The 22181-nt window shown below is 44.9% G+C and carries 24 protein-coding genes and 7 tRNA genes; 5 read left to right on the plus strand and 26 right to left on the minus strand.

All coding sequences use genetic code 11. The annotated features are described in order from the left end of the window. Positions 1 to 195 precede the first annotated feature (195 nt). The 10 genes from AACT19_RS16200 to mutY form a co-directional block, all read right to left on the minus strand. Positions 196 to 271: transfer RNA gene (locus AACT19_RS16200), tRNA-Asn, on the minus strand. 74 nt (positions 272 to 345) lie between these two features. Further along, positions 346 to 421, minus strand: a tRNA-Phe gene (locus AACT19_RS16205). A gap of 7 nt (positions 422 to 428) precedes the next feature. Further along, positions 429 to 504 (minus strand) — tRNA-Thr (locus AACT19_RS16210). Between the two features lie 70 nt (positions 505 to 574). Next, positions 575 to 650: transfer RNA gene (locus AACT19_RS16215), tRNA-Asn, on the minus strand. Positions 651 to 706: 56 nt separating this feature from the next. Further along, positions 707 to 782, minus strand: a tRNA-Phe gene (locus tag AACT19_RS16220). A gap of 7 nt (positions 783 to 789) precedes the next feature. Further along, positions 790 to 865: transfer RNA gene (locus AACT19_RS16225), tRNA-Thr, on the minus strand. A 74-nt stretch (positions 866 to 939) separates the two neighbouring features. Further along, positions 940 to 1015: transfer RNA gene (locus AACT19_RS16230), tRNA-Phe, on the minus strand. 103 nt (positions 1016 to 1118) lie between these two features. After that, entirely contained in the window at positions 1119 to 2252 is a 1134-nt protein-coding gene (gene mltC, locus AACT19_RS16235) for a membrane-bound lytic murein transglycosylase MltC (RefSeq protein ID WP_065682914.1), read from the minus strand. Positions 2253 to 2321: 69 nt separating this feature from the next. Beyond that, positions 2322 to 2594 carry an oxidative damage protection protein gene (locus AACT19_RS16240; RefSeq protein ID WP_004735465.1) on the minus strand — a complete coding sequence of 91 codons (273 nt, stop codon included), beginning with the start codon at positions 2592 to 2594 and terminating at the stop codon, positions 2322 to 2324. A 28-nt stretch (positions 2595 to 2622) separates the two neighbouring features. Next, the gene (gene mutY, locus AACT19_RS16245; protein ID WP_076647408.1) at positions 2623 to 3684 is read right to left on the minus strand and encodes an A/G-specific adenine glycosylase; all 1062 of its coding nucleotides are present in this window, start codon (positions 3682 to 3684) and stop codon (positions 2623 to 2625) included. Between the two features lie 165 nt (positions 3685 to 3849). Here mutY and trmB point away from each other — a divergent pair, with 165 nt between their 5' ends. After that, a complete protein-coding gene (trmB, locus tag AACT19_RS16250) occupies positions 3850 to 4569 on the plus strand; it encodes a tRNA (guanosine(46)-N7)-methyltransferase TrmB (RefSeq protein ID WP_029222028.1) in 720 nt (239 codons plus the stop codon). A gap of 187 nt (positions 4570 to 4756) precedes the next feature. Continuing rightward, positions 4757 to 5677 carry a glutaminase B gene (gene glsB / locus AACT19_RS16255; protein ID WP_004735469.1) on the plus strand — a complete coding sequence of 307 codons (921 nt, stop codon included), beginning with the start codon at positions 4757 to 4759 and terminating at the stop codon, positions 5675 to 5677. A 246-nt stretch (positions 5678 to 5923) separates the two neighbouring features. Here the strand turns inward: glsB and hemW are convergent, their stop codons facing one another. The 7 genes from hemW to AACT19_RS16290 all read right to left on the minus strand — a co-directional run bounded on the left by hemW (position 5924) and on the right by AACT19_RS16290 (position 10808). After that, a complete protein-coding gene (gene hemW, locus AACT19_RS16260) occupies positions 5924 to 7111 on the minus strand; it encodes a radical SAM family heme chaperone HemW (RefSeq protein ID WP_076647411.1) in 1188 nt (395 codons plus the stop codon). Further along, complete coding sequence (locus tag AACT19_RS16265) at positions 7111 to 7710, minus strand: XTP/dITP diphosphatase (RefSeq protein WP_004735471.1); 600 nt, start codon at positions 7708 to 7710, stop codon at positions 7111 to 7113. The genes hemW and AACT19_RS16265 overlap by 1 nt, the downstream gene beginning before the upstream one ends. Positions 7711 to 7758: 48 nt before the next feature. Further along, positions 7759 to 8190, minus strand: coding sequence for a DUF4426 domain-containing protein (locus AACT19_RS16270; protein WP_076647414.1), 432 nt, complete (start codon positions 8188 to 8190; stop codon positions 7759 to 7761). A gap of 28 nt (positions 8191 to 8218) precedes the next feature. Beyond that, entirely contained in the window at positions 8219 to 8509 is a 291-nt protein-coding gene (gene yggU / locus AACT19_RS16275) for a DUF167 family protein YggU (RefSeq protein ID WP_016798773.1), read from the minus strand. Between the two features lie 30 nt (positions 8510 to 8539). After that, positions 8540 to 9097 (minus strand): YggT family protein, encoded by a 558-nt coding sequence (locus AACT19_RS16280; RefSeq protein WP_004735475.1) that lies wholly within the window; start codon positions 9095 to 9097, stop codon positions 8540 to 8542. A gap of 75 nt (positions 9098 to 9172) precedes the next feature. Next, positions 9173 to 9991 (minus strand): pyrroline-5-carboxylate reductase, encoded by an 819-nt coding sequence (proC, locus tag AACT19_RS16285; protein WP_017077774.1) that lies wholly within the window; start codon positions 9989 to 9991, stop codon positions 9173 to 9175. A gap of 112 nt (positions 9992 to 10103) precedes the next feature. After that, the gene (locus AACT19_RS16290) at positions 10104 to 10808 is read right to left on the minus strand and encodes a YggS family pyridoxal phosphate-dependent enzyme (protein ID WP_076647417.1); all 705 of its coding nucleotides are present in this window, start codon (positions 10806 to 10808) and stop codon (positions 10104 to 10106) included. A 26-nt stretch (positions 10809 to 10834) separates the two neighbouring features. Between AACT19_RS16290 and AACT19_RS16295 the strand changes: the two genes are divergently transcribed. Beyond that, complete coding sequence (locus AACT19_RS16295; RefSeq protein WP_004735478.1) at positions 10835 to 11872, plus strand: type IV pilus twitching motility protein PilT; 1038 nt, start codon at positions 10835 to 10837, stop codon at positions 11870 to 11872. A gap of 14 nt (positions 11873 to 11886) precedes the next feature. Next, a complete protein-coding gene (locus AACT19_RS16300; protein ID WP_004735479.1) occupies positions 11887 to 12996 on the plus strand; it encodes a PilT/PilU family type 4a pilus ATPase in 1110 nt (369 codons plus the stop codon). Between the two features lie 57 nt (positions 12997 to 13053). Here AACT19_RS16300 and AACT19_RS16305 read toward each other — a convergent pair whose 3' ends face one another. The 9 genes from AACT19_RS16305 to metK all read right to left on the minus strand — a co-directional run bounded on the left by AACT19_RS16305 (position 13054) and on the right by metK (position 20057). After that, the gene (locus AACT19_RS16305) at positions 13054 to 13215 is read right to left on the minus strand and encodes a hypothetical protein (RefSeq protein ID WP_020699822.1); all 162 of its coding nucleotides are present in this window, start codon (positions 13213 to 13215) and stop codon (positions 13054 to 13056) included. 98 nt (positions 13216 to 13313) lie between these two features. After that, entirely contained in the window at positions 13314 to 13736 is a 423-nt protein-coding gene (gene ruvX, locus AACT19_RS16310; RefSeq protein ID WP_004735480.1) for a Holliday junction resolvase RuvX, read from the minus strand. A 61-nt stretch (positions 13737 to 13797) separates the two neighbouring features. Continuing rightward, positions 13798 to 14361 carry a YqgE/AlgH family protein gene (locus tag AACT19_RS16315; RefSeq protein WP_004735481.1) on the minus strand — a complete coding sequence of 188 codons (564 nt, stop codon included), beginning with the start codon at positions 14359 to 14361 and terminating at the stop codon, positions 13798 to 13800. A gap of 116 nt (positions 14362 to 14477) precedes the next feature. Further along, a complete protein-coding gene (gene gshB, locus AACT19_RS16320) occupies positions 14478 to 15428 on the minus strand; it encodes a glutathione synthase (RefSeq protein ID WP_004735482.1) in 951 nt (316 codons plus the stop codon). A gap of 9 nt (positions 15429 to 15437) precedes the next feature. Further along, complete coding sequence (rsmE, locus tag AACT19_RS16325; RefSeq protein ID WP_004735483.1) at positions 15438 to 16169, minus strand: 16S rRNA (uracil(1498)-N(3))-methyltransferase; 732 nt, start codon at positions 16167 to 16169, stop codon at positions 15438 to 15440. A gap of 159 nt (positions 16170 to 16328) precedes the next feature. Beyond that, positions 16329 to 17060 carry an endonuclease gene (locus AACT19_RS16330; protein ID WP_076647419.1) on the minus strand — a complete coding sequence of 244 codons (732 nt, stop codon included), beginning with the start codon at positions 17058 to 17060 and terminating at the stop codon, positions 16329 to 16331. Positions 17061 to 17157: 97 nt separating this feature from the next. Further along, positions 17158 to 17658 carry a SprT family zinc-dependent metalloprotease gene (locus tag AACT19_RS16335; protein ID WP_076647422.1) on the minus strand — a complete coding sequence of 167 codons (501 nt, stop codon included), beginning with the start codon at positions 17656 to 17658 and terminating at the stop codon, positions 17158 to 17160. Between the two features lie 78 nt (positions 17659 to 17736). Beyond that, positions 17737 to 18534 (minus strand): DUF2189 domain-containing protein, encoded by a 798-nt coding sequence (locus tag AACT19_RS16340; protein ID WP_004735486.1) that lies wholly within the window; start codon positions 18532 to 18534, stop codon positions 17737 to 17739. Positions 18535 to 18902: 368 nt separating this feature from the next. After that, positions 18903 to 20057, minus strand: a complete 1155-nt coding sequence (gene metK, locus AACT19_RS16345) for a methionine adenosyltransferase (RefSeq protein WP_004735487.1) — start codon at positions 20055 to 20057, stop codon at positions 18903 to 18905. A 379-nt stretch (positions 20058 to 20436) separates the two neighbouring features. Between metK and tkt the strand changes: the two genes are divergently transcribed. Next, on the plus strand, positions 20437 to 22181 hold a 1745-nt coding region (gene tkt / locus AACT19_RS16350), incomplete at its 3' end, for a transketolase (RefSeq protein WP_242658958.1).

The following is a 22181-nucleotide window of genomic DNA, read 5'->3' on the forward strand; positions in this document are numbered from 1 at the left end:
TAATGGAATTGGTATTAGTTTGTATCGAGAGGGTTTGAACGAATTCAAGGATGGGTACTGTCGAGATAGGAAAGGGATGCTTTAACTTTATGGGGATGATCTGGGCTTGATGTTGAGTTGGCGGCAATACTGAATAGAGTTAGCTTTTGCTCAAACGAAAAAAAGCCAAGTCTTTCGACTTGGCTTTCTTGAATGTGGCTCCCCTTGCAAGACTTGAACTTGCGACATACGGATTAACAGTCCGCCGTTCTACCAACTGAACTAAAGGGGAATTATTTGTGTTTAACAATGTTCTTTTAGATATAAATAATCCATAAAGACCATTATTTGTTAAGCACCAAATAATGGTGCCTCGAGGCGGAATCGAACCACCGACACGCGGATTTTCAATCCGCTGCTCTACCGACTGAGCTATCGAGGCAAAAGAATGGTGCCGACTACCGGAGTCGAACTGGTGACCTACTGATTACAAGTCAGTTGCTCTACCTACTGAGCTAAGTCGGCACACTAAATTCTTTGCTTTAGAGAGTAAACTCTCTAATTAAAACCTCATATAAAATGAAGTTCTTGAAAATGGCTCCCCTTGCAAGACTTGAACTTGCGACATACGGATTAACAGTCCGCCGTTCTACCAACTGAACTAAAGGGGAATTACTTGTCTCAACATCAGGTCTATAAAGACCATTATTTGTTAAGTACCAAATAATGGTGCCTCGAGGCGGAATCGAACCACCGACACGCGGATTTTCAATCCGCTGCTCTACCGACTGAGCTATCGAGGCAAAAGAATGGTGCCGACTACCGGAGTCGAACTGGTGACCTACTGATTACAAGTCAGTTGCTCTACCTACTGAGCTAAGTCGGCACACTAAATTCTTTATGCTTTTGTTCGTGTTGCTACTCCCTGTTAAAGAGTAATGACACCAACAAATCAAATTGTGGTGCCCGGAGGCGGAATCGAACCACCGACACGAGGATTTTCAATCCTCTGCTCTACCGACTGAGCTATCCGGGCAACGGAGCGCTATTAAACGGATTTTCTGCATAACCGTCAACACCTTTTTTGAAAATAATTAAAAAAAACGTTCGTTAGTTGTTTTTTTATTCAAAAGTGAGGCTTACGTTTTACCTTGGTTAAAATCTTTCTTGAATTTTGTTACTTTTTCTAAGTATCGACGCGACTCTTTGTTTGGGTGTTTCTTTGTCAGTGCCCAGTAAGCTTGACTAGGTTGCAACGAATTTAAGTCGCGCATTGCCCGTTTTCGGTCTTTGCTGAAGGTATTGAGTACGCCACCAGTACCGCCGTTGTATGCTGAGATCATGCTGTACTCAAGCGTGGTTGGGTGCTGCACGTCCTTCAAATAACGATTTTTAAGGATGTAAAAGTATGCAGTGCCAGCATCTATGTTGTTTTCTGGATTGAATAAGTACTCAGGACTTGGTTCTCCAGGTTTCTTTTTGACGAGCTTAAAGACATCTCGGCCTGCCGTTTTGGGGACCACCTGCATAAGACCATAAGCGTTCGCCCAACTCACAGCGTATGGGTTAAAGCTACTCTCTGTTTTGATGATTGCGTAAATCAAGTCTTCAGGGATGTCATAACGTTGAGAAGCGCGACGAACGATGTCTGCGTACTTATAGCTTCGTTTGCTGGCGTGATCGGCCACCATTGGAATTTCGACGTAATACGCTTTTTTAAAGTCGACTTCCTTGGTTTTTAGGTTATTGGCGATCAGGTAATCAGCAAATTTGTTAGCACGCCATGTCCATTGGATAGGCTTCTTATCCTGATCAACGACTTGGTTATAGAGGAAAGGTTGACCTTCTAACTTGATGCTTTTGGAAGAGAATAGGTCGACATTCGCAGGATCATCTGGCGTCAAAAGTGTCGTCATTATTGCATTTTTGAGGTGCTTTTTAGGATCCGTTGAGGATACGGTTTCAACTGTGATCAGGCCTTGGCTAAAGTTTACTTCTGAACGGCTCAAGTAATTATCTATGTATTTCACATAGTTACTCTTGCCCGCCATCTTTACTTCACTGCTGCCCCAACGTTTTTTGATATTGCCAGAAAAGCTATTAATTAAAGAATCTAACGCACCAGTGTCTTTTTCAAATTGACCGGGTAGCTCCGCTAAATTACTTACAAATCGGTTGGTTGGTTCGTAATTAACATCATAAATGCTTTCGACAAATTCACGACTGCAGCCAGTTAACAACATGGCTGTTAGGAAGTAACTTAGCTTTTTCATAGTTCCTCATACAAAAATGACATCGCAGCGTTAACCATGATGTCATTAAAATTTGCTTAAATAAATGTCTTATTCGCTTGGTGGAGTGTAGCCATCAATAACGACATCTTTACCTTCAAAAAGGAAGTTAACCATCTCAGTTTCAAGAAGTTTACGATGTTCAGGATCCATCATGTTTAGCTTCTTCTCATTGATAAGCATGGTTTGCTTGCTTTGCCATTGTCCCCAAGCTTCTTTAGAGATGTTGTCAAAGATACGCTTACCTAAGTCACCTGGGTAAAGTTGAAAATCTAGGCCTTCAGCATCTTTTTGAAGGCGAGCACAAAATACAGTGCGGCTCATAGTGGTTCCTCTTATCGCGTTCGTTGATTCAAACGTCGTCGTTCAGTTCAAAGGGTAGGCTCTCAATAAGCTGCTTTACAGGAGCGGCTAGGCCAATTTCTTCCGGTTTTGATAAGTTATACCAGAGACCTTTAGTCCCTTCCATTATCAAATCTGGTTGTTTATCTAATTTTACTAATACAGGCGTGATATCTAAGTGGTAGTGGCTGAAAGTATGTCTAAACGCAATCATGGTCTTGACCGAATCTGTTTCATTGTCTTTGACCGAACGAAGATCTAACTGATGTTCGATCTCTGCGTTTTCATTTTGAGGGAAACAGAATAGTCCTCCCCATATACCAGATTGAGGGCGTTGTTCGAGCCATACTTGATTGTTGTGGTACAGAATCACAAACCATGTTTCTTTTACTGGCTTTTCTTTCTTAGGTTTTTTACCAGGGAAATCAAGCTGTCTATCAAGCTTCTTAGCTTCACACATGCTTTCAATTGGGCACAACGTACATTTAGGCTTACTACGAGTACAAACCATCGCACCCATGTCCATCATTGCTTGATTGTACTTATCGACATCTTGATTAGGAGTGTGTGCTTCTGCATGTTCCCACAGCTGGTTCTCGACTTTCTTTTGCCCCGGCCAACCCTCTACAGCGAAGCTTCTCGCTAAGGTGCGCTTGACGTTGCCATCAAGAATCGCGTGAGGAAGCTTGTGAACAGAAGACAGCACTGCAGCGGCAGTAGAGCGTCCAATACCCGGTAGTGCGTTCATTTCTTCGATAGAAAGCGGAAATTCGCCACCGTATTGCTCGGCAACAATCTTGGCAGCCTTGTGTAAGTTACGAGCTCGCGCGTAATAGCCAAGCCCTGTCCATAAGTGCAGCACCTCATCTTGCTCGGCGTTCGCTAGGTCAATAACCGTTGGAAAGCGTTCTAAAAAGCGTTGGTAGTATGGAATCACCGTGACCACTTGAGTCTGCTGAAGCATAATTTCAGATAGCCAAACGGTGTAGGCGGTTTTGTTTTGTTGCCAAGGTAATTCTTTACGCCCAAAGGCGTCATACCACTTTAATATGGCGGTTGCGAAAGGAGTCACGACATGCTCTATGCTTTGCTATTATTAGGAGTGAAATTGCACCACACTTACGGTTGGATGTAAAACAGACAAATTGTGTGGGAATTTATCCACGGAAAGACTTGCACCGGAGGCAATTCTTTGGATAATCCCCGCTTTGATTAATCAATGTGCAGGCAAAAATCAATGAGTGAAGTGACCACTAACGAATATACTGAAGACGGCAAACTGGTTCGTAAGATCCGTAGTTTTGTTCGCCGCGAAGGCCGCTTAACAAAAGGCCAAGAAAACGCGATGAACGAATGTTGGCCAACAATGGGTATCGACTACAATCCAGAACTTCTTAATTGGAAAGAAGTGTTTGGCAACGACAACCCTGTTGTACTAGAAATTGGCTTCGGTATGGGTGCATCACTGGTTGAAATGGCAAAGAACGCACCTGAGAAAAATTTCTTAGGTATTGAAGTTCACAGCCCAGGTGTTGGTGCGTGTTTAGGTACAGCTCGCGATGCTGGCGTAACTAACCTACGTGTAATGTGTCACGATGCAGTAGAAGTATTTGAACACATGATCCCAGACAGCAGCCTGCATACACTGCAACTGTTCTTCCCTGACCCATGGCATAAAGCTCGTCACCACAAACGTCGTATTGTTAAGGCTGAGTTTGCAGAGATGGTTCGCGGTAAGCTGCAACTTGATACTGGTATTTTCCACATGGCAACAGACTGGGAAAACTACGCAGAACATATGATTGAAGTGATGAACGTTGCTCCAGGCTTCAAGAATATCGCTGAAGATGGGGATTACATTCCTCGTCCAGACGAGCGTCCGCTGACTAAGTTTGAAGCGCGTGGCCACCGTTTAGGTCATGGTGTTTGGGACATTAAGTTCAAGCGTACTAAGTAATTCTGAATCAAATTAAGTGAAGGTGAATCCGACTTAGGATTAAACCCTACACTTTATGGGATTGATAAAAGCCAACATTATTGTAGTGTTGGCTTTTTTGTCCTTAGGCTTTTATTGCGATAAAGGTTTAAGGACAGAAAGTAATGTCACACCCCCTACAAAAATAACAATAAAGAAGTAAGCACACATGAAACCAACTCAAGCTATTTTGGCCGAGATTTTAGATGAAGTTCGCCCTTTAATTGGTCAGGGAAAGGTCGCTGATTATATTCCTGCATTGGCTCGTGTATCTAATCAGAAACTGGCGATTGCGGTATACACCAATGAAGGTGAAGTCATTCAAGCTGGCGATGCCGATGAGGCTTTCTCAGTGCAATCTATCTCTAAAGCTTTAAGCCTGACGTTGGCTATGGTGTTGTATAAGCCTGAAGAGATATGGCAGCGAGTAGGGAAGGAGCCTTCAGGGCAAGCCTTTAACTCGATGATTCAGCTTGAGATGGAACACGGCATCCCTCGTAACCCGTTTATTAACGCAGGTGCGATTATCGTTGCTGACTTATTGCAAAGCCGTCTATCTGCACCAAGACACCGTTTATTAGAATTTGTACGTCAGCTATCAGGTGATACTCATATTGTGTATGACAAGGTTGTGGCGGCTTCTGAAATGATGCACAGCGATCGCAATGCTGCCATCGCTTATTTGATGCGTTCATTTGGTAATTTTGAGAACGATGTTATCCCCGTACTTAACAATTACTTTCATGCTTGTGCGCTTAAAATGACCTGTGTTGATTTGGCGAAGACCTTTAGCTATTTGGCAAACAAAGGTGTGTCGGTTCAGACCAAGAAAGAGATCATCACTCCAGTTCAAACCAAACAGCTGAATGCTTTGCTTGCGACATGTGGTTTGTACGATGGGGCGGGAGAGTTTGCTTATCGTGTTGGTATGCCAGGAAAGTCTGGTGTTGGCGGTGGGATTATTGCGATTGTTCCTGGCGAAATGACGATCGCGGTGTGGTCTCCAGAACTGGACGCGTCGGGTAATTCACTGGCGGGAACTCAGGCTTTAGAATTGCTCTCAGAGCGTATTGGTCGTTCTATTTTCTAAAAGCGCTTTAAGTTGGGGGCTACATTTGCAAGAGATCCCCAACTCACTCGTCCCTCGTTCTTGAGGATGACGGTGTTGTTTTTAACTTTCGACGCACTGGCTCCTAACTTTTGGGAGATAAGACTTGTTTTATGCCCGTCATTCCCGATAGCGACGAAGGAGTGTAATCGGGAATCTATTATTTGTTTGCGCGCAAACTAGAAAGGGTTGACCCTAAAGCCAACCCTTACACAATACTTCTCGAATCTATTCGTCTTCTTCTGCCATGAAGGCTTCCAGCAAATCGTTGAGGAAAAGTTTTCCTTTTTCAGTGATCTGCCAATGGCTGTCGGTTTCATTAAGATAACCGAGCTCTTTGGCCCACTTTATCGTTGGCTGAATCGAATCAAACTCTAACCCAGTCGTATCAATAAAGTCTTGTTTTGGACACGCTTCCATTAGCCTGAAGCGGTTCATGAAGAACTCGAAAGGGCGGTCCTCATTAGGTACTTCAAGTTCATCCGACAGATAGGGCTTCACCAGATTCTGATACGCGGCTAGGTAGCCTCTAGGGTGTTTAACCTTAGTAGTGCGAACAATACGTCCATCTGCAAAGCTCAGCTTGCCATGAGAGCCACAGCCAATACCTAGGTAGTCACCAAAGCGCCAGTAGTTGAGATTATGCTGACACTGATATCCCGGCTTGCTGTAGCCTGAAATTTCATACTGTACATAACCTGCGTCTGCGAGCTTCTTATGGCCTAAGTCGAAGATATCCCAAAGGTCATCATCGTCAGGTAGCTTTGGTGTTTTGTAATAGAACATGGTGTTAGGTTCTATTGTTAGCTGATACCAAGATAAATGTGGAGGATCGAGCTCGATCGCTTTGTCCAAATCAGCCAAGGCCTGATCAATGCTTTGATCGGGTAAGCCGTGCATTAGATCTAGGTTGAAGCTATTTAGTCCGATTTTATGCGCTAAATGAGCTGCGTTGACAGCTTCGTCTTGACCGTGAATACGCCCAAGCCTTTCCAGTTTCTCTTGCTCAAAACTTTGCACGCCCACCGAGATTCGACTAACCCCTGCTTTTTGATAACCAGCAAAACGCTCAGCTTCGATAGTTCCCGGGTTGGCCTCCATGGTAATTTCTATTTCAGGTTTGAACGGGATGCGCTGTTCAATACCTTGCAGCAATCGACCTATTCCTTCTGGAGAAAATAGACTCGGCGTGCCGCCACCAATAAAGATCGAATGCAATAGGCGAGGTGCGCCATTGAGTTGGTATTTTTCGATATCGGTATCGAGATCCTCAAGCAGAGCATCGATGTACTTTTTTTCAGGAATCTCGGCTTTTAGAGCGTGAGAGTTAAAATCACAATACGGACACTTTTGTACACACCATGGGATGTGGACATAGAGGCTGAGTGCGGGTGGTATTAGCGCTGCATTGTGCATTACAGAGCTTGCTCCTTGAGAGTCTTAAATAATGACGCGAGGGCTTTACCACGGTGTGACAGTTGCTTCTTACGTGACGATTCAAGCTCTGCTGAGGCGCAGTTATCTTCTGGTACAAAGAATACAGGATCGTAGCCAAAGCCATTCTCACCGTGTTCTTCAGTCAGAATACGACCTTCCCATTTACCGTGACACACCAATGGTGTTGGATCGTTTTCGTGACGCATTAGCACCAATACACAGTGAAAACGAGCGGTACGCTTTTCAGTAGCCACACCTTGCATGGCATCTAACAGCTTTTCGATGTTCTGCTGATCAGTCGCCCCTTCACCTGAGTAACGCGCTGAGTAGATACCGGGTGCACCATTAAGGTAATCAACTTCTAAGCCAGAATCGTCAGCAATGGCTGGTAGCCCTGTCTCTTTCGCAGCGTGGCGAGCTTTGATGATGGCATTTTCAATGAAAGTTGTTCCCGTTTCAGCGACTTCTGAAACGTTAAACTCACTTTGCGCGACAACGTCGAAACCAAACTCAGACAGAATATCTGCCATCTCGCGAACTTTGCCTTGGTTGCCTGTTGCTAAAACAATCTTACTCATGGGGATGTGGCTCTAATAAGTTAATGACTAGAAAAGTGAGCTTTTAAGCTACTCTTCTATATAGAATTTTTGTGTGAAACGCAGTGGACCTGTGCCTTTCAAACCTGCGTTAACATCAATATTAAAAGTGATGTTTTCTTCGTGAGTGATAGGGAGCTCTGCAAGGTAATAAATCGCATCGCCTTCCTTTATTTCACGGAAGTTAAGCGTGCGAGTGTTACCTACTAGGTTTCGTGCTGTTCCCGTAATTTTAGCCGTTGTTGCAGGCTTGCCTAGGGAAGCGTTGTCTAGCACGCTGATATTTAGAATCGCTGAGTATCCGTTTCGTTTCAGCTTATATTGCTTAGCAACCTGTGCAGTTAAAAACGTGGAATTGAAAGCCGAGTAATGAACCTCGACATCCTTGATACTTTTAAACTGTCCTGCCGAGCTTGGTAGGGCAATCAGAGCGGTGAGTAGTGCTGTTATCCATAGACGCATAATGACTCCAATAAATAGCAAAAAGCCATCATAGGATGGCTTTGACTTCAGTTGGGATCTGGCTTGGTGAGCATATTCGAACTTGCTTATGCCGACCGAGCTCTCCCTTCTCTATCTTAATTTGCCCTTTAGCGACCTTAAATTGCTTCGCAAGATATTTCGCTAAGTGAGCATTTGCTTTGCCATCAACCGGTGGTGCAGTAATGGCAATTTTCAGTTCCTCTCCGTGTAAGCCAACGATTTTATCGCGGCTTGCCTTGGGTTGGATATAGAGCCTAAGAAGAATATCTTCTTCTTCGGCCCAAACTGCTTTTGGCATCGTCAAAGTACCTGATTGTTCGTACTTGAATTATAGCTGATACCAAATAGGACCGATCATGTCGCCCATTAGGAAGTTCGCAAATTGCAGAACAATGAACAGAACAAGCACACTTAGGTCGAAGCCACCCATATCAGGAAGGATACGGCGAATTGGCGTTAGCATTGGTTCTGTTAACTGATGGAATACGTATTCGATTGGGCTACGGCCTTGGCTAACCCAGCTCAGGATTGCACGGATTAGCAGAACCCAGAAAATTAACCCACCAGCCGCTTTGAGCAGAGATAGTGCGCCAAAGATCAGGAAGCTGATATCAAATACAGCCGCACCGCCAGAGATAATCAAGTTTAGAGCGACGAACTTAAGTACACACAGCACATAAGCGAAAACAACTGTCGCAAGGTCAAGGCTTCCTATTGATGGAATCACTCGGCGTAGAGGGGCAACAACCGGTTGTGTCGCTTTTACGATAAATTGTGAGAATGGGTTGTAGAAATCTGCACGTGATGCTTGTAGCCAGATACGCAAGATCACAACCATGATGTAAAGATCAAAAACGGTCGAGATCAGAAAGCTCATCGAATTCATATTGTTTCCTTTTTCGGATTTACTTGCCGCTAGGTATCACCCGAACGGCACAATGCTTTTGTACTGTAACGAGTATTAAAACAGTTTTTCCATCTCTTCAGCTCGAGCAACCGCCGCTTGCATGGCTTTCGCTACGATGTCTGATAGTTGATGGTCGTTAAACGTGCGCAATGCTTCTGCGGTCGTTCCGCCTTTTGAAGTCACTTGCTCACGCAGTGTTGATAATTCAGTATTTGGATTTGCTACTACCATCTCTGCCGCGCCTAATGCAGATTGCTGCACTAATTTACGAGCGGTTTCTTGGTCAAAACCTTGGTTAATTGCTTCAGCTTGCATCGCTTCCATAAACAGGAAGAAGTAAGCCGGAGCACTCCCTGCCGCTGCAATGATGTTGTTGATACCAGACTCTTGTTCAACCCAGCTTACCTCACCTACGGCTTGCATTAGCTGAGAAGCGAACTCTTTATCGCCCTGACTAACCGTTGAGTCAGCATAAAGGCCGCTCATCCCTTTACCAAGTAGTGATGGCGTGTTTGGCATCACACGAACAAGGTTCAGCTGGCAGTTTAACATCTCATTGAGTCGATTCGCATTAATACCCGCGGCAATTGAGATAACCAGTTTGTTGCTGAAGTCGATATCTTGTAAGGGTTTACATACATCAGCCATCATTTGTGGCTTCACGGATAACACAACAACGTCTGCTTGTTCTGCTGCGGCAATATTATCGCTGGTGGTATTGATGCCGTACTCTTGCTCTAACGGCAGCCTTCTGGTGTCTGAAGGCGCTGTTGCAGTAATCTTTTGCGCTGGGTAACCACTCGCCACTAAGCCCGCTACAATCGAGCGAACCATATTTCCCGCCCCAATAAAGGCGATGTTCTTATGTTCCATATATAAAATCCTGAGCGTGTCGCTGCGCGGTTAAAGCGAAGCGGTATCAATACTGTATTTTTCGTTGCTACTTGTTGTTGCTTGCTGTAGCTATTTTTTGTTACGTGCTGTGCTATTTCGCGTAATTACGAGCACCGAAGATAGCCGTTCCAATACGAACCATTGTGCTGCCAGCCTCAACTGCTGCATCCATATCACCACTCATACCCATCGAAAGGGTATCTATGTTTGGATACTTTGCGGCTAGCTTGTCTTTAAGCTCCGCCAGTTGAGAAAATGCATTAAGCTGAGATTGATAGTCAGATACGTTTGCAGGAATCGACATCAATCCTCTTAAAGTGAGGTTAGGGAGCGATGAAATCAACTCCGCTAGTGCAAAAACTGTTTCTTCTGACGTTCCAGACTTGGATTCTTCACCACTGGTGTTTACCTGAATCAAAACTTGCAAAGGTGGAAGTTCGCTTGGTCGTTGGTCATTAAGTCTTTGTGCGATCTTGTCGCGTTCAACGGAATGTACCCATTGGAAGCTTTCTGCGATTGGGCGGGTTTTATTGGATTGAATTGGGCCAATAAAATGCCACTCTAAATTTAGGTTAGAATGTTGTTCTGAAAAGTGTTTTACTTTATCAACACCTTCTTGAACATAGTTTTCACCAAAGGCAACTTGGCCTCCGAGTGCGGCTTCTAGAATCGCATCAATAGGTTTAGTTTTGCTGACGGCTAAAAGTTGCACGGACTCTGGAGCTCGTCCGCACTTTTGCTCAGCACTACGTATCTGTGAGGTGATTTGTTCGATATTTTGTTGAATACTACTCATAGCTGACTTTACTTAAGGGAAAATAAATGGATATCACTGAGTTACTAGATTTTAGTGTAAAGCATAACGCGTCAGATCTACATCTTTCTGCGGGTGTATCTCCAATGGTACGTATAGATGGTGAAGTAAGGAAGCTTGGAATACCAGCTTTGAGTCATGCTGATGTGCATCGTTTGGTTTTTGAGATCATGAGTGATTCACAACGCGGTGAGTTCGAAGAAAAACTGGAAGTCGACTTCTCTTTTGAATTACCCAACGTTGGTCGTTTCCGTGTTAATGCTTTTAACCAATCTCGTGGCTGCTCTGCTGTATTTCGTACCATTCCAGTAGAGATTCCTACCCTTGAACAGCTAGGGGCTCCTGAGATATTTGAAAGAATATCTAATTATGAAAAAGGGCTAGTATTGGTCACAGGGCCGACGGGTTCAGGTAAGTCGACAACTTTGGCTGCTATGGTAGATTACGTTAACCGTAACCATAATAAACATATATTGACGATTGAAGACCCGATCGAATTTGTTCATACCAACAACAAATGCCTAATCAACCAACGAGAAGTGCACCGCGACACTCACAGCTTCAAAGCTGCGCTGCGCAGTGCGTTACGTGAAGATCCAGACGTAATCCTTGTTGGTGAGCTTCGTGACCAAGAGACGATCAGCTTAGCGCTAACCGCAGCTGAAACTGGCCACTTAGTGTTTGGTACCTTGCACACGAGCTCTGCGGCAAAAACTATCGACCGTATTATCGATGTATTCCCGGGTAGCGACAAAGACATGGTGCGTTCAATGCTGTCTGAATCGTTACGTTCGGTGATTGCCCAGAAGCTGTTAAAGCGTGTTGGTGGCGGTCGTGTGGCTTGTCATGAAATCATGATGGCGACACCTGCGATTAGAAACTTGATCCGTGAAGACAAGGTCGCGCAGATGTATTCGATCATTCAAACGGGCGCGGCACACGGTATGCAGACCATGGAGCAAAATGCGAAGCAGCTGATGGCTCAAGGTCTGGTTGATTCAGAAGAGGTCGAGAAAAAGATCGAAATTGAAACCTCAATGTTTTAATCAAGGTGAACAAAATGGAATTGAATCAAATCCTTGAAGGGATGCTATCTCAAAAAGCATCGGATCTTTATATCACCGTTGATGCGCCTATCCTGTTTCGTGTCGATGGTGAACTGCGACCTCAAGGCGAGAAATTGAATGCGGCTCAGGTTGCTCAGTTACTTGATGCGATGATGGATCAAGACCGACGCGATGAATATCAGCAAACGCGAGAGGCTAATTTTGCCATCGTACGTGACTTTGGTCGTTTTCGTGTCAGTGCATTCTTTCAACGAGAGCTACCTGGAGCGGTCATTCGACGTATCGAGACTAACATCCCAACCTTTGAGCAATTAAAGCTTCCTGATGTGCTGCAAGACCTTTCAATCGCTAAGCGCGGACTTGTGCTGGTGGTTGGGGCAACAGGTTCTGGTAAATCAACCTCGATGGCCGCAATGACAGGCTATCGCAATACCAACCGCTCAGGGCATATTTTGACGGTTGAAGATCCAATTGAATTCGTTCACGAACATAAAAAGTGCATCGTGACACAACGTGAGGTCGGGCTCGACACCGAGAGTTACGAAGTCGCGCTTAAGAACTCATTGCGTCAAGCGCCAGATATGATTTTGATTGGCGAAATCCGTAGCCGTGAAACCATGGAATACGCGATGACCTTTGCTGAAACGGGCCACTTGTGTATGGCAACACTGCACGCTAATAATGCCAACCAAGCGTTAGAACGTATTCTTCACTTGGTGCCGAAAGAACAGAAAGAGCAGTTCTTGTTTGATCTGTCGATGAACCTGCGTGGTGTGGTCGCTCAGCAATTAATCCGAGATAAGAATGGCAGCGGTCGCCATGGCGTGTTTGAGATTCTACTCAACAGCCCGCGAGTGTCTGACTTGATTCGTCGTGGTGAGTTGCATGAACTAAAAGCGACTATGGCTAAATCGAAAGAGATTGGTATGCAGACTTTTGACCAAGCTTTGTATGACTTGGTGCTTGCAGGCAAGATCAGTGAAGAAGACGCATTCCACAGTGCTGATTCCGCGAATGACTTACGCTTAATGCTAAAAACCAGACGTGGTGATGATGACTACGGAACCGGAGCTTTGGCTGGCGTGAAGATTGATATGGGTTAGATTGATGCTGAATGCTAAAAAAACCGCTGTGAGGGCGGTTTTTTTGGTCTGGATATATTAGTGGTTGCCGTAACTATTGTTGTTACCAGAATATCCTCGTTCCTTCTCTAATTTGATTTTTGTCGGATATTGTTCACCGGTATAACTTGCTGAGCCTCCGCTCATAGAGCTACATGCTGTGATTGCTAGAGAAGCGAAGATGACTAGAAAAACTTTCATATGAACTCCCACGTCCTTATTATGAATTGCACTGACACTACGGCGTGAAATTCGTGTGGGATCATAAATTAGCTCAAATGTTAATCACTTAGTTTTAACTAAGAATATTGTGCTTCAAACCAACTTTCTAGAATCACAACTGCGGATTGGTTATCGACATTACCTTTGCTTAGTGCTTTATAGCCGCCCATTTCAAAAAGGTCGGCCCTTGCTTCTGTCGTAGAAAGTCTTTCATCATGCAGTTCAACATCGACACCAAAGCGCCCTTTTAGGCGATTGGCAAACTTCTTCGCCCTTGGTGTAATCGCGGCTAGATCTTTACCATGAAGGTCGGTAGGAAGACCAACCACGATAAGATTCGGCTGCCACTCCTTGATTTGCTTTTCGATGTCATCCCAGTTCGGGATGCCATCTTTCGCCTTAAAGGCTTTTAAAGGGCTAGCTGTACCTGTGATCTCTTGTCCTATCGCACTGCCGATACTTTTTGTACCGTAGTCAAATGCCATAATTGTTCGTGACATGGGGTTTCCAAATTAATCTGTGTTTGAGAGTTTATATACTGAGTCTGAGTCTGAGTCTGAGTTAGGCGTGACCAGCGTCTGCTGAAAGCTGAGCCGCATTAATGCCTAACATCTGCACGGCGACTTTCCAGCGGTCAGAAATCGGTGTATCGAAGATGACCTTTGGATCAGCTTCTACAGTTAACCATGAGTTCTCGGTCAGTTCGGTTTCCAGTTGCCCGGGTTCCCACCCTGCATAACCAAGTGCGACTAGATAATTCATCGGTTCATCTTCTGTACCTAACACCATCAAGATATCTTTTGAGGTTGTCACCGAGATTTGATCCGTCATGCTGATACTGGATTGATAGCTACCTTTAGGTTTGTGCAAAATAAACCCACGGTCTTCTGCGACCGGCCCACCATTCAATACAGGCTTATCAAGACTTGCTTGGTTGGATTTTGGCTGGTCAGAATCAACCTCAACTTGCTTAAGCATGCTACCGACAGTGACATCGATAGGGGCGTTGATCATCAAACCCATTGCGCCTTCGTCATTGTGCTCACAAAGGTAAATCACCGAATTTTGAAAGTACGGGTCTTTCATTCCGGGCATAGCAACCAGAAAGTGGTTCGTTAAATTCATAGAGCCTCCTGCCAGTGTGTTCCCAGTAAAGGAAAAAGAGCGGCGTAAAGCCGCTCATTGTTCTTTGCCTAGATATTTCTGTGTTTTCGAATAGCTAAGGCTTTCTTTAGTTTAGGCTATTTAGCGTTAACGCGACGCTCAATTGCATCCATTAATTTACCTGTAACTGAAATATCAAAAGCGGCTTCAATTTCACGGATACAAGTAGGACTAGTCACGTTAATTTCAGTCAGCTTGTCACCGATAACATCAAGCCCAACAAAGATTAAGCCTTTCTCTTTCAGTGCAGGAGCAACTGCTCTTGCGATAGCCCAGTCTGTTTCACTTAGAGGACGAGCTTCACCTGTACCGCCAGCAGCAAGGTTACCTCGAGTTTCCCCTTTTGCAGGAATACGCGCTAGACAGTAAGGCATTGGTTCACCGTCAACCACAAGAATACGCTTATCACCATTGCTGATGTCCGGAACAAAGGTTTGTGCCATTGCGTAGTTTTGGCCGTGGTTAGTCAGTGTTTCAATGATCACTGATACGTTTGGATCGCCTTCTTTCACTCGGAAGATAGACGCGCCGCCCATGCCATCAAGTGGTTTTAGAATCACGTCACCGTGTTCTTCTCGGAACGCTTTAATTTTTTCAGCTTTACGAGTCACGATGGTGGTCGGTGTCAGTTCAGGGAACCAAGCCGTGAATAGCTTCTCGTTACAGTCACGTAAGCTTTGTGGCTTGTTTACGATCAGTGCGCCGTTCTCTTCAGCACGCTCAAGAATGTAAGTTGCGTAGATGTATTCTGTATCAAACGGAGGATCTTTACGCATCAGTACCGCATCTAAATCAGAGAGAGCGATAGTCTGTTCTGATTTGAATTCGTACCAGCCGTTTGGATCTTCTTTTAGTTCAACAACCTTAGTGTCAGCAATGGCTACGCCTTGATCTAAATGTAGATCATCCATTTCCATGTAATGGATTTCGTAACCACGACGCTGAGCTTCAAGCATCATGGCAAAGCTAGAGTCTTTTTTGATGTTAATGGATGAAATTGGATCCATTACGATGCCAAGTTTGATCATTTTTTTCTCCTAGCCTAGATCGCCAAAACGGACTTGTAAGGCAGTAATTGCGGTTAGAGCTGCTGTCTCGGTACGAAGTACACGTGGGCCGAGTAGCGTCTCTTCAAATTTGTATTGTTCTGTCATGCCGATTTCTTCAGCTGACAGTCCGCCTTCCGGACCGATCAATAGGCGCACCTTACTGACGGGTTCTGGAAGGGTATTGATTGAGTATTTTGCACGAGGATGCAGGTTTAGCTTCAACGCTTCACTCGGTTCGCTGCACCACTCTTCAAGTTGCATGATTGGGCGTATAACCGGAACCGTATTACGACCAGATTGTTCACATGCTGCGATAGCAATCTTTTGCCACTGCGCGAGCTTTTTCTCGAAGCGTTTAGTATCCAGTTTAACGCCACAGCGCTCTGAAATCAGCGGGGTAATGGTGTTGGCACCAAGCTCAACCGATTTCTGAATCGTGAATTCCATTTTGTCGCCACGTGAAATCACTTGGCCTAAATGTAAGTCTAACGGAGATTCGCTGCTACGTTCGATACGTTCAGTAACATTAACTGTGACGTTCTTTTTTGATACTTCAGCAATTGTCGCAGGGAATTCAGCGCCACTGCCATCAAATAGAAGAACATCTTGACCTTCTTTCATACGAAGGACTCGACCAACATGACCCGCGGCATCTTCGCCTAAAGCGAGTGAACCTAACTGATGAATGCGTTCTGGGTGATGGATACGAGGGATTCTCATGCTGGTAAACCTATAAATAGTGTCATTTGGGTATTTTGTCTCTGCCTAACATGGATGCTTTTAGTTGAAAAAACAAGGGTAGAGCAAGAGTTTCAGAGGCAATTCTGAAACTCTTGTTTGAGATGGAGGCAATTGGAGATGTTGGTTGCCTGAGTCGTGTTATTTACAAGCAGGGAATACAAATGGGTTGTGATTCCCCTGGATGGTATGGATTCGCTCATCACGAGTACATTCCCACTGATCGACAGGGAATTGCTTGTTCCACGCCATCATCAGGTTAGTTTGCTGCTTAGAGAGCTTGAAACCATACTCTTGGCTCATGTAAAGATAAGTACGCGCGATAGAACCTTTTGCTCTGTCTGGTGGCATAACTTTACGCTGTTTGAAGTTGACCTGCATTTCACACTGACCGTAACTCACACCATCCATTCCATTCCACTGACTGAAATTGTAATTGGAGCGATCACCGTTAACCTCGCCAATTGCCGGAGTCAGGTTGTGAAGATCGGCTTCCATCGATTTAAATACTCTGTCATTGCGAGTGCAGTTCTTACGTCCGCCATCCTGCCAGCACTGACGCTGGTGGCCAAATTGCCAAGCTGGAACCACGTGTTCCCACTCAATACGCGAAGCGCGTTTTTGCTGTTTTCTCACTTGATAACCACAGCCATCGAGGTCGGGGATACCTTTCTTTTTGTCTTTCCAAGTGATGTCACAACCACAATAAAATGAAGTCGGGTGATCGAGATAAATCTTCACTGCTTCTTTTTTTGCTTTAGAGAATGAGCTTGGTGGAGCGGCGAAAACGCTTTGGGTTACCAGTAGGCCAAATACTATTGATAAGTAGAAAGGCACCAACAGGCCAAATGCTTTTTGAGTGGTTTTTTGCATGGAAAAAGACTGATGAAAGTATGATAAACAACAGTCTAGCACTCAAATGTTAGTTCTCTTTATTACATTTATTCGCGTTACCTTGTGAGATTAAGACTTAGCTCAATTGAAGGCCGGTAAAAGCTAAGGTTTGCTGACATTGTTGGCAACGATAAGTTGATTGGTTACGGATGACTTTGTTGTGTCTTCTAATCGACAGGGGATAAGTAGTGCAATCACAGCGGTACTCAAAGGTTTTTCCCTGAACTGAGGTTATCTCTAAGCTGTGGGTGGTTCTGGCCGGTACATTGAATACCTTTTCCATCACATATTTCCACTCATTCCCGTGAGGCCTAACTCGTCCAAATACCTGATGTGTGATCAGATGTGCGAGTTCATGAGGCACGACTTCGCTAATAAAGGCGTCTTCATTTTCGCTGAGTAGCACTTGGTTGAGTTTTATCTCGTTTAACTGGAGGTAGGCTTTTCCCGCTGCCTTTCCTCTTAACTTGTAAGTGACGGTTGGGCATGGAAATTCACGAGAAAAATGTTGATTAGCGATAGCTAGGCATTCGCCCAGTTTCTTATTTACTCGATGTTGTTGCGGGGTGTAAGACAAGCGTTGTTAACTCCAAAAAAAGCCTCAGCGTTTAAGCTAAGGCCTAATTATAACATTGCTCATCGATCGTGAAGCGATTTAAACGTGATGTTTCTTCTTGATGATTTCGTGGTAAGCATGCCATGTTCCGTAACCGAGCAATGGCATCGTTACAATCATACCGACACCGTAGGTCGCAAAGCCGACTAAGATACCAGCGCCAATGATACCAGCCCAAACGACCATCGCAGGGATGTTTGATTTAACAGCGTTGAAGCTAGTAAAAATGGCACTCATTACATCTACACGTCTTTCCATCATCAATGGAATCGAAAATGCTGAGATGCTAAATATCAGGCTAGCGATAACCAATCCAATCACCGAACCCGTAATCAGGAATGGTGCAAATTCGCTTAATGGTGCTCCTTGTACGGAAGGGTAAAGCGCATGCAATAACGCAGCAATCCGCATCCAAAAGATCATTGCAACCATTAACACAATCGCAAAGGCCCATTGGTGGGTGGAGTTGCGAGTAATTGCTTTCATTGAGTGGAACAAGCTTGGGGAATGTCCTTTCTCTCTTTCCCAGCTTGCGTCATATAGGCCTAGAGCAAGAAAGGGTCCTATCAACATATAGACTATCAAGCTTGGCATGACGACTAGGTGTGTTCCTTGCCATTGGACTAGTTGCACGATGGCGATGGCCGCAGCCATGAAACACAATCCGTAAAATGCGCTGATTATTGGCATTTTCACTAAGTCATGCAGTGCAAGCGATAACCAGTGGAATGGGGCTGATATACTTACTTGGTTACAAGGAATAGTGCGAGCGTAATCCTGATCGCTGACCTTGTGTTTCTTATCGTTTAGTTCGGATGGGTGCACGGTACGAGGCATAGATCCCCCTAGTTAAATAACGTCCTAGTTATAATTCCACAAGGCTCTGAGGTGTCGCTTACGAGAGCGTTATGGTGTTGAGCTAAATTGCTCTTTGTCATCCCAGTTATTGTTCTTGCGTACATTTAACGAGCGTTATCAGACTGAATTAATTTAAGTTAAATGTGAGCTTGATCGCCTAGGAGTTACCTTAACTATTGTCAGTAGTGCTAGAAAACACAAATTATCAGCGGATTTTTATACTAAGTGGTTAACGGTAAAGAAGACTTGGACAGGGTGTTCTAGTAGGGAAAGGTTTGGTAAGTACATAAAAATAAAGCCCTTACTAAGAAGTAAGGGCTTTAAAGAAACAAATCGCAGTGGCTAAATTATTTTAGGCCAGCGAAGTCCGCAAGGATTGCTGCTTTGTCAGTCGCTTCCCAAGGGAACTCTTCACGACCGAAGTGGCCGTATGCAGCCGTCTTTTTGTAGATAGGCTGAAGAAGGTTCAGCATTTCTTGAAGACCGTATGGACGTAGGTCGAAGTTTTGACGAACAGCTTCAATGATGATCTCGTGAGCTACTTTTTCAGTACCAAACGTTTCAACCATGATAGATGTTGGATCTGCAACGCCGATAGCGTAAGACAGTTGAATCTCACAACGGTCAGCCATGCCAGCAGCAACGATATTTTTCGCAACGTAACGCGCTGCGTAAGCTGCAGAACGGTCAACTTTTGATGGATCTTTACCAGAGAATGCACCGCCACCGTGACGAGCTGCGCCGCCGTACGTATCAACGATGATCTTACGACCTGTTAGACCACAGTCACCCATTGGGCCACCGATTACGAAACGGCCTGTTGGGTTAATGAAGAAGTTAGTGTCTTTGTTGATCCACTCAGCAGGAAGTACTGGCTTGATGATCTCTTCCATTACCGCTTCACGTAGATCAGGTGTTGTTACTGAATCACAGTGTTGAGTTGAAAGAACAACTGCGTCGATACCAACAATCTTACCTTGGTCATATTGGAACGTAACTTGAGATTTCGCATCTGGGCGAAGGAAATCAAGCTTGCCGCTCTTACGTACTTCAGCTTGCTTCTTAACAAGAAGGTGAGAGTAAGTAATTGGAGCTGGCATTAGGATTGGTGTTTCGTTAGTCGCGTAACCAAACATGATGCCTTGGTCGCCTGCGCCTTGATCTTTAGGATCGGCTTTATCAACACCTTGGTTGATATCTGGAGACTGCTTACCAATTGTGTTTAGTACAGCACAAGAGTCTGCGTCAAAGCCCATATCAGAATGAACGTAACCAATTTCACGAACTGTTTCACGAGTGATTTCTTCGATATCAACCCATGCAGACGTTGTTACTTCACCGCCAACCATAACCATGCCGGTTTTTACGTAAGTCTCACAAGCAACACGTGCTTTTGGATCTTGTTCCAAGATGGCATCAAGAACAGCATCAGAGATTTGGTCTGCAATTTTATCTGGATGGCCTTCTGAAACAGATTCAGAAGTGAATAGGTGCTTAGCCATGAGAGCTCCACTTTTAGTTTAGTTTAGTTTTTAGTTGCAAATAGTTAAATGCAAATAATTTTAGGCGTCGCAAGCAAGCGCCGCCATTAAATACAGTATATTTTGTAGGTGTTTCTACATCTAGACGGCTATTCTAAATTCCAGCGGTCGAATTACAAGCTCTTTTTTATGATATGTCATAACTAATCGTTTGCGTATCGGTCGAGATAACACATTGCTAAGTGATGTAAATGTTCGAAAATTGCGAAAAGTGACCGTTAAAATGCCAGTAAAACGTTTGCAGTCGCTAAAGTCGTTTGAGAGAATACCCGCGCTAATAAAAATGAAAACTTTAGCATCAATCTCTTTTTTTAAATCGCTTATGTACTCAGGAGCAGACATGCCTTCTCGTAAAGATCTAGCCAATGCAATTCGCGCACTTAGCATGGATGGCGTTCAACAAGCAAATTCAGGCCACCCTGGCGCACCTATGGGTATGGCTGACATCGCTGAAGTTCTTTGGCGTGGTCACTTGAACCACAACCCAGCAAATCCAGAGTGGGCTGACCGCGACCGTTTTATTCTGTCTAACGGCCATGGTTCAATGTTGATTTACTCTCTGCTTCATCTTGCAGGTTACGAGCTTTCAATTGAAGACCTGAAAAACTTCCGTCAACTGCACTCTAAGACTCCAGGTCACCCAGAGTACGGTTACGCTCCTGGTATCGAAACAACGACGGGTCCTTTAGGTCAAGGCATCACCAACGCTGTTGGTATGGCGATGGCTGAAAAAGCATTGGCTGCACAGTTCAACAAAGAAGGCCACGACATCGTCGATCACTACACTTATGCATTCATGGGTGATGGTTGTCTGATGGAAGGTATCTCTCACGAAGCATGTTCTCTAGCGGGTACGTTAGGTCTTGGTAAGTTGGTTGCTTTCTGGGATGACAACGGTATTTCTATCGATGGCGAAGTTGAAGGTTGGTTCTCTGACGATACACCTAAGCGTTTTGAAGCTTACGGCTGGCACGTAATCCCAGCGGTAGATGGTCACGATGCTGACGCTATCAACGCGGCTATTGAAGCGGCTAAAGCGGACCCTCGTCCAACGCTTATCTGTACTAAAACTATCATCGGTTTTGGTTCTCCAAACAAAGCGGGTACGCACGACTGTCACGGTGCTCCACTAGGTGCTGATGAAATCACAGCAACTAAAGCGGCGCTTGGTTGGGAACACGGTCCTTTCGAAATTCCAGCTGATATCGCAGCTGAGTGGAATGCGAAAGAAGCGGGCGCAGCGAAAGAAGCGGCTTGGAATGCTAAGTTTGACGCATACGCAGCTGCTCACCCAGAGCTAGCAGCAGAATTTAAACGTCGTACTAACGGCGAGCTTCCAGCTGAATGGGAAGAGAAAGCAAACGCAATCATTGCTGACCTTCAAGCTAACCCAGCAAACATCGCATCACGTAAAGCATCTCAAAATGCACTAGAAGCGTTCGGCGCTATGCTACCTGAATTCATGGGCGGCTCTGCTGACCTTGCGCCTTCTAACCTGACTATGTGGTCTGGTTCTAAGTCTCTTGAAGCGAACGATTTCTCAGGTAACTACATCCACTACGGTGTACGTGAATTCGGTATGACGGCTATCATGAACGGTATCGCTCTGCACGGTGGTTTCGTACCATACGGCGCAACGTTCCTAATGTTCATGGAATACGCGCGTAACGCAATGCGTATGGCTGCTTTGATGAAAATTCAGAACATCCAAGTTTACACGCACGATTCTATCGGCCTAGGCGAAGATGGCCCTACTCACCAACCGGTTGAGCAGATTGCATCTCTACGTCTGACTCCAAATATGAGCACATGGCGCCCATGTGACCAAGTTGAATCTGCAGTTGCTTGGAAACTGGCAATCGAGCGTAAAGATGGTCCTTCTGCACTTATCTTCTCTCGTCAAAACCTTGCACAACAAGATCGTGACGCTGAGCAAGTAGCAAACATCGCGAAGGGTGGTTACATCCTGAAAGATTGCGCTGGCAAGCCAGAGCTAATCATCATTGCAACGGGTTCTGAAGTTGAGCTAGCGGTTAGCGCTGCTGCTGAACTAACCGCTGAAGGTAAAGCGGTACGCGTAGTATC

This window comes from Vibrio sp. 10N.222.47.A9 (assembly GCF_963872585.1).
Lineage (GTDB): Bacteria > Pseudomonadota > Gammaproteobacteria > Enterobacterales > Vibrionaceae > Vibrio > Vibrio splendidus.